We start from the raw sequence: 7,053 nt of genomic DNA on the forward strand, positions 1-7,053 counted from the left end.
CTGCCCGCCTGCGCGGTGGCGCGGCGGCGACGGCGCTCGCCCGCGGGCTGGTCGTCGCTGGCCGGCTGGCCCGGGATGTCGATCTGCTGCTGGGCCGTGGCCTTGTCGGCGGGCGCGGCGGCCGGGGCCTCGTCGGAGCCGGTGCGGGCCTTGGAGGTGGCGCGGCGCTTCGGCTTGGTCTCGCCGCCCTCGACGGGGGCCGCGGCGGCCTTGGCCTTGGGGGCGGAGGAGCCGCCGCCGGCCTGGGCCTCCTTGATGACCTCGATCAGCTGGCTCTTGCGCATCCGCGCGGTGCCCTTGATGCCGAGGCCGGACGCGACCTGCTGCAGCTCGGCCAGGACCATGCCCTCAAGGCCGGTGCCGGAGCGGCGGCGCCGTGCGGTGGTGCCAGTGGCAGCACCTTCGGCGGGCGCGGCGCTGTCGACGTTCTTGTCGGCAGTCACGCCCATCAGATCGGTGGTGTCGCTCACGAAGGGTCCTTCCCTGGAGCGGACGTCGGCCTTCTGGCTCGGCGACCGGTTGTGCTGTCCGGCTGCGGTCCTCGGTTGGTGCGGCCCGTGCCGGGGCGGTGGTCCGCCGGATGGAACGGCGGAGAGATGAGGTGTGCGTGTGCCCGGCGCGAGCATCCCCCTGCTCGGCCCACTCCTGGACGAGCGGAGGGGTGTCGTGCCGGTTCCGGAGCGTGCTCGCAACTGCTCAGGCAGGCTGCTCAGGCAGTTGGGGGGGCTCCCGGAAGAAATGGTGGTCCCGAAGGGGACACGAAGCAACGCGCCTCATGGACGTCGATTGCAGACTTGAGGTTAACACTACCGGCTCCAACAAACATTCCCCCTCTCACTCACCGGCAATCACTTCTCGGCCAGCGGCCTCGCGGCTACGGGGCCAGCGGCAGGACGCTGGCGCCCTGCGCGTCGAGAGCGAGCCGGTTGGCCGCCCATCCCTCGCCCGCCAGTCGGGCGACCTTGTCGGCCGCGCCGTCCCCGGCCAGGGCCAGCACCGTCGGTCCCGCACCGGAGATGACCGCGGGGACGCCCTCGGCGCGCAGCCGGGCCACGAGTTCGACGCTCTCGGCCATGGCGGGCGCGCGGTAGTCCTGGTGCAGCCGGTCCTCGGTGGCCGTGAGCAGCAGCTCGGGGCGCCTGGTCAGGGCCTCGACGAGGAGCGCGGCACGGCCGGCGTTGAACGCGGCGTCGACGTGCGGGACGGTGCGCGGCAGCAGGCCGCGGGCGGTCTCGGTGAGCACCGGCTTGCCGGGGACGAAAACCACCGGAACGATGGAATCAGCGGGGTCCATCCTGATCGCGCGGGCGGACGCGCCGTCCATCCAGGCGAGCGTGAATCCGCCGAGCAGGCAGGCCGCGACGTTGTCGGGGTGGCCCTCGATCTCCGTGGCGAGTTCCAGCAGGGCCGCGTCGTCCAGCCGGGCGTCGCCCCCGGTCGTCACGGCCCGGGCGGCGACGATTCCGGCGCAGATGGCGGCGGAGGAGGAGCCGAGGCCGCGTCCGTGCGGGATGCGGTTGGCGCAGACGATCTCCAGGCCGCGGGGCTGTCCTCCGAGCAGATCGAAGGCGGTGCGCAGGGACCGTACGAGCAGGTGTTTCTCGTCGCGGGGCAGGGTGTCCGCGCCCTCACCGGCGATGTCGATGTGCAGTCCGGAGTCGGCGACGCGGACGACGACGTCGTCGTACAGGCCGAGCGACAGGCCGAGGGCGTCGAACCCGGGGCCCAGGTTCGCGCTGGTCGCGGGGACGCGCACCCGGACGGCGGCGGCTCGGAAGGCGGGACCGGCCATCGCTGTGACGACTCTCCTTGTGAGGCGGCGGGGATTCCGGGGGCTGCGGGCGGGGGTTCTTCGGGGAGCCGCAACGGCCCGGGGCACCCCGGCAGATGTGGCGGGGCGGATGGGGGACAGCTTATCGAAGGAAGGTTCTGTGGCGACATAGGGCGCACAGGAGGCGCACGATGCGTGTCGCCCGCCCGCGGTGCGCTCTTGTCTCCGGAAAGGGCCGGTAGGAGCCTTTTCTGACGACTCGTCGCGAGTGCGGGCGCCTCCCCGGGCCGTCGTCCGGACCGGTCCGGGGAGGGGTGCCGCGTGACGTGGTTACGCGAGGCCCAGCTTCTCGGCGGCGGCGGCCGCGTCGACCGGTACGGTGACGGGCTGCGGGGCGCCCGCGACGGCCCAGTCGGGGTCCTTGAGGCCGTTCCCGGTCACCGTGCACACGATCTTCTGGCCGCGGTCGACCTTGCCCTCCTCGGCGGCCTTGAGCAGACCGGCGACGGACGCGGCCGACGCGGGCTCCACGAAGACGCCCTCCTGCGAGGCCAACAGGCGGTACGCGGAGAGGATCTGACGGTCCGTGACCTCGTCGATGAAGCCGCCCGACTCGTCGCGCGCGGCCAGCGCGTAGTTCCAGGAGGCCGGGTTGCCGATCCGGATCGCGGTCGCGATGGTCGACGGGTCCTTGACGACCTCGCCGCGCACGATGGGCGCGGAGCCGGACGCCTGGAAGCCCCACATGCGCGGCTTGTGCGTCGCCATGCCGTCCCCGGCGTACTCGGTGTACCCCTTCCAGTACGCGGTGATGTTGCCCGCGTTGCCGACCGGGAGGACGTGGATGTCCGGGGCGTCGCCGAGCGCGTCGACGATCTCGAACGCGGCGGTCTTCTGGCCCTCGATGCGGACCGGGTTGACCGAGTTGACCAGCGCGACCGGGTAGTTGTCCGAGAGCGAACGGGCCAGCGTCAGGCAGTCGTCGAAGTTTCCGTCGACCTGGAGGATCTTGGCGCCGTGCACCAGCGCCTGGCCCATCTTGCCGAGCGCGATCTTGCCCTGCGGCACGAGGACCGCGCAGACCATGCCGGCCCGGACCGCGTAGGCCGCGGCCGAGGCGGAGGTGTTGCCGGTGGAGGCGCAGATGACGGCCTGCGCGCCCTCCTCCTTGGCCCGGGTGATGGCCATGGTCATGCCGCGGTCCTTGAAGGACCCGGTGGGGTTGGCGCCCTCGACCTTGAGGTGCACCTCGCAGCCCGTGCGCTCGGAGAGGACCTGAGCGGGGACGAGCGGCGTACCGCCCTCACGGAGCGTGACGACCGGCGTCGTGCTCGTGACCGGGAGGCGGTCCCGGTACTCCTCGATGATGCCGCGCCACTGGTGGGTGCCCTTGGTGGTCATGGGTCCTTACTCCCCTTCAACACGCATGATGCTGGCGACACCGCGCACGGTGTCGAGCTTGCGCAGCGCCTCGACGGTCCCGGAGAGGGCGGCGTCGGGCGCGCGGTGGGTGACGACGACGAGCGATGCCTCGCCGTCGGTTTCCTGACTGTCCGGCCGGCTCTGCTGGCGGACCGTATCGATGGATACGCCCTGGTCGGCGAAGACCGTCGCGACCTGGGCGAGCACGCCCGGCTTGTCGGCCACGTCGAGGCTGATGTGGTACCGCGTGACGACGTCGCCCATGGGGCTCACCGGCAGGCGCGTGTACGCGGACTCGCCGGGCCCGGGGACCTCGTTGAGCTTGTTGCGGCAGACGGCCACGAGGTCGCCGAGTACCGCGGACGCGGTGGGCGACCCGCCCGCGCCGGGGCCGTAGAACATCAGCTGCCCGGCCGCCTCGGCCTCCACGAACACCGCGTTGTACGCCTCGCGCACCGAGGCGAGCGGGTGGCTCAGCGGGATCATCGCGGGGTGCACGCGGGCCGTCACGGACGCGCCGTCGGCGGCGCGCTCGCAGATCGCGAGGAGCTTGACGGTGCAGCCCATCCGGCGGGCGGACGCGATGTCGGCGGCGGTGACCTCGGTGATGCCCTCCCGGTGCACGTCGCCGATGCGGACCCGGGTGTGGAAGGCGATCCCGGCGAGGATCGCGGCCTTCGCGGCGGCGTCGAAGCCCTCCACGTCGGCGGTGGGGTCGGCCTCCGCGTAACCGAGGGCGGTGGCCTCGTCCAGCGCCTCCGAGTATCCGGCGCCGCTGGTGTCCATCTTGTCGAGGATGAAGTTGGTGGTGCCGTTGACGATGCCGAGCACCCGGTTGACCTTGTCGCCGGCCAGGGACTCGCGCAGCGGCCGGACGAGCGGGATGGCACCGGCCACGGCGGCCTCGTAGTAGAGGTCCCGGCCGTACTGCTCGGCGGCGGCGTGCAGGGCGGCGCCGTCCTCGGCGAGCAGGGCCTTGTTGGCGGAGACGACGCTCGCGCCGTGCTCGAAGGCGGTCGTGATCAGCGTACGGGCGGGCTCGATGCCGCCGATGACCTCGATGACGACGTCGAGGTCGCCGCGTTTGACCAGGGCGGTCGCGTCCGTGGTGATCAGGGCGGGGTCGATGCCCTCGCGCACCTTGGAGGGCCGGCGGACGGCGACACCGGCGAGCTCCACCGGCGCGCCGATGCGCGCGGCGAGGTCTTCGGCGTGCGTCGTCATGATGCGCGCCACCTCTGAGCCGACCACACCACAGCCCAGCAGCGCCACCTTCAGCGGACGCGTACGCATCATCCGACCTCGTTTCCTTTACACCTGTAGTACGGACCAGTCTCACTCACCGGACGGGTGTTCCCGCCACCCGTCCGGATCCTGAGATGTTTACGGGGATAGCGTGGTACGCCCCCGGAAATACGGCATCAGCCGACATCGAGACGCAGGAGATCTTCCTCCGTCTCGCGCCGGACGATCACCCGCGCCTCCCCGTCCCGCACGGCGACGACCGGCGGGCGCAGGGCGTGGTTGTAGTTGCTCGCCATGGAGCGGCAGTACGCGCCGGTGGCGGGCACGGCGATCAGGTCGCCGGGGGCCAGGTCGGACGGCAGGAAGGCGTCCTTTACCACGATGTCGCCGCTCTCGCAGTGCTTGCCGACGACCCGGACGAGCATCGGTTCGGCGTCCGAGGTCCGCGAGGCGAGCGCGACGCTGTACTCGGCGTCGTACAGCGCGGTGCGGATGTTGTCCGACATGCCGCCGTCGACGCTCACGTAGGTGCGCAGGCCCTCCAGCGGCTTGACCGTGCCCACCTCGTACAGCGTGAAGGCGGTCGGGCCGACGATGGCGCGGCCGGGCTCGACGGAGATGCGGGGGGTGGCGAGCCCGGCGGCCTCGCACTCGCGGGTCACGATGTCGCCGAGCGACTTGGCGATCTCGTGCGGTTCGCGCGGGTCGTCCTCGGAGGTGTACGCGATACCGAGACCGCCGCCGAGGTCGATCTCCGGCAGCTCGACGCCGTGCTCGTCGCGCACCTCGGCGAGCAGCTGCACGACGCGGCGGGCGGAGACCTCGAAGCCGGCCATGTCGAAGATCTGGGAGCCGATGTGGGAGTGGATGCCGACGAGTTCGAGCCCGTCCAGCGTGAGCGCCCGGCGCACGGCCTCGGCGGCCTGCCCGCCGGCCAGCGCGATGCCGAACTTCTGGTCCTCGTGGGCGGTGGCGATGAACTCGTGGGTGTGCGCCTCGACGCCGACGGTCACCCGGATCTGGACGCGCTGGCGCTTGCCGAGGCCCTGCGCGACGTGCGCGACGCGGACGATCTCCTGGAAGGAGTCGAGGACGATGCGCCCGACGCCCGCCGCGACGGCGCGCTCGATCTCCTCGACGGTCTTGTTGTTGCCGTGGAAGGCGATGCGCTCGGCGGGCATCCCGGCGTCCAGCGCGGTGGCCAGCTCGCCGCCCGAGCAGACGTCGAGGTTGAGCCCCTCCTCCTTGAGCCAGCGCACGACCGCCCGGGAGAGGAACGCCTTGCCTGCGTAGAAGACGTCGGCGCCGGGCCCGAACGCCTCGGACCAGGCGCGGCAGCGGGCCCGGAAGTCGGTCTCGTCCAGGAAGTAGGCGGGGGTGCCGAATTCCTCGGCGAGGCGGGAGACCGTGAGCCCGCCGACGGTCAGGGCGCCGTGCTCGTCGCGGGTGACGGTGTGGGACCAGACCTTCTCGTCGAGGACGTTGAGGTCGTCGGCGGGGGCGAGGTAGTGGCCGTCGGACATGACGTCGGCGTGACGGGGTCCGGCGGGGTGGGCGGATCGGCTCATGGTGTGGCTCTGCTCTCTCGGGTGCTCAGAGGTGTTCGGGCGCGCTGACGCCGAGCAGGGACAGGCCGCCGGCCAGCACCGTCCCGGCGGCTTCGGCGACGGCCGTCCGGGAGCGGTGGGCGGCCGAGGGTTTCTCGTCCCCGGCGGGGAGCGGGTGGGCGGCGTCGTGGAAGTCGAAGAAGGCGGCGGCGACCGCTTCGAGGTGCCGGGCGAGCCGGTCGGGGGCCCGGTGCCGGGCCGCTGCCGCGAGTACGGCGGGGTGCGCGTCGAGCAGCGCGAGCAGGGCGGCGGGGACGGCGGTGTCGATGTCCTCGCCGGGCCCCGCGACGGCGACCCCGAGCCGGGCAGCCTCCCGGACCACGGCACGGGCGCGGGCGTGTGCGTAGCGGACGCGGAAGAGGGCGTTGGCCTCGGTCTGCGCGATGAGCTCCGCCCCCAGGGCGGCACGGTCGTGCCCGGCGGCGCGGAGCAGGCCCCAGCGGGCGGCGTCGGGTCCGAGCCGGGTGAGGAGGGCGACGGCGGTGTCCCCTGCGGGGACGGGGCGTATGGGGGGATCCGCCTGGGCACCGGGTGTCTGCGCCTGCGGCATCCCGTACGCCTCCGCGCTCACCCCGAGCCGCGTCCAGTCCGGGTCCGGCTCCCCCGCGCAGCCGACGCGTACGCCGGCGCCCTGCGCCTCCAGGAGGCGGCGGACGCCGTCGGCGGTGACGGCGGCCCGGATCTCGCGGGCGTGGACGAGCCGTACCCGCTGTCCGGCGAGGGCGTCCCCGTACCCGTACCGCTCCCCCTGCTCCCGCACCCGGTGGACGAGGTCGCGGTGGGCGGCGGCGCCGGTGGCGGCGTCGAGCGTGAAGTTGAGGAAGCCGGGTCCGGTGATCTCGACTCCGGCGACTCCGGGCGCTCCGGCGAGCCGGTCGCGCAGGATCTCGGCGACCTCGCGGGCGCCGAGGCCGGCGGGTCCGGCGAGCTGGAGCGCGACGGCGCTGGCGTAGTCGCCGCGCCCACCGGGCCGGGTCCTCTCCACCCGCACGCGCGCGGGCACGGGCG

At 73.1% G+C, this 7,053-nt stretch carries 6 protein-coding genes; all 6 read right to left on the minus strand.

The genetic code is table 11. From position 1 onward, the window contains the following. Positions 1-470 (minus strand): Rho termination factor N-terminal domain-containing protein (locus G3I41_RS26175; RefSeq protein ID WP_343242230.1); only part of this gene is annotated, 470 nt, incomplete at its 3' end. Between the two features lie 404 nt (positions 471-874). After that, on the minus strand, positions 875-1,792 hold the full coding sequence (gene thrB / locus G3I41_RS26180) for a homoserine kinase (RefSeq protein WP_164402831.1): 918 nt from the start codon (positions 1,790-1,792) through the stop codon (positions 875-877). Positions 1,793-2,101: 309 nt separating this feature from the next. Then, complete coding sequence (gene thrC, locus G3I41_RS26185) at positions 2,102-3,172, minus strand: threonine synthase (protein ID WP_164402832.1); 1,071 nt, start codon at positions 3,170-3,172, stop codon at positions 2,102-2,104. Positions 3,173-3,178: 6 nt separating this feature from the next. After that, on the minus strand, positions 3,179-4,489 hold the full coding sequence (locus G3I41_RS26190) for a homoserine dehydrogenase (RefSeq protein WP_203601673.1): 1,311 nt from the start codon (positions 4,487-4,489) through the stop codon (positions 3,179-3,181). Between the two features lie 125 nt (positions 4,490-4,614). Further along, a complete protein-coding gene (gene lysA, locus G3I41_RS26195) occupies positions 4,615-6,006 on the minus strand; it encodes a diaminopimelate decarboxylase (RefSeq protein ID WP_164402833.1) in 1,392 nt (463 codons plus the stop codon). A gap of 25 nt (positions 6,007-6,031) precedes the next feature. Beyond that, positions 6,032-7,053: ArgS-related anticodon-binding protein NrtL (nrtL, locus tag G3I41_RS26200; RefSeq protein WP_164402834.1), on the minus strand; the 1,022-nt coding region annotated here is incomplete at its 5' end.

It is taken from the genome of Streptomyces sp. SID9727 (genome assembly GCF_010550605.1).
GTDB lineage: Bacteria > Actinomycetota > Actinomycetes > Streptomycetales > Streptomycetaceae > Streptomyces.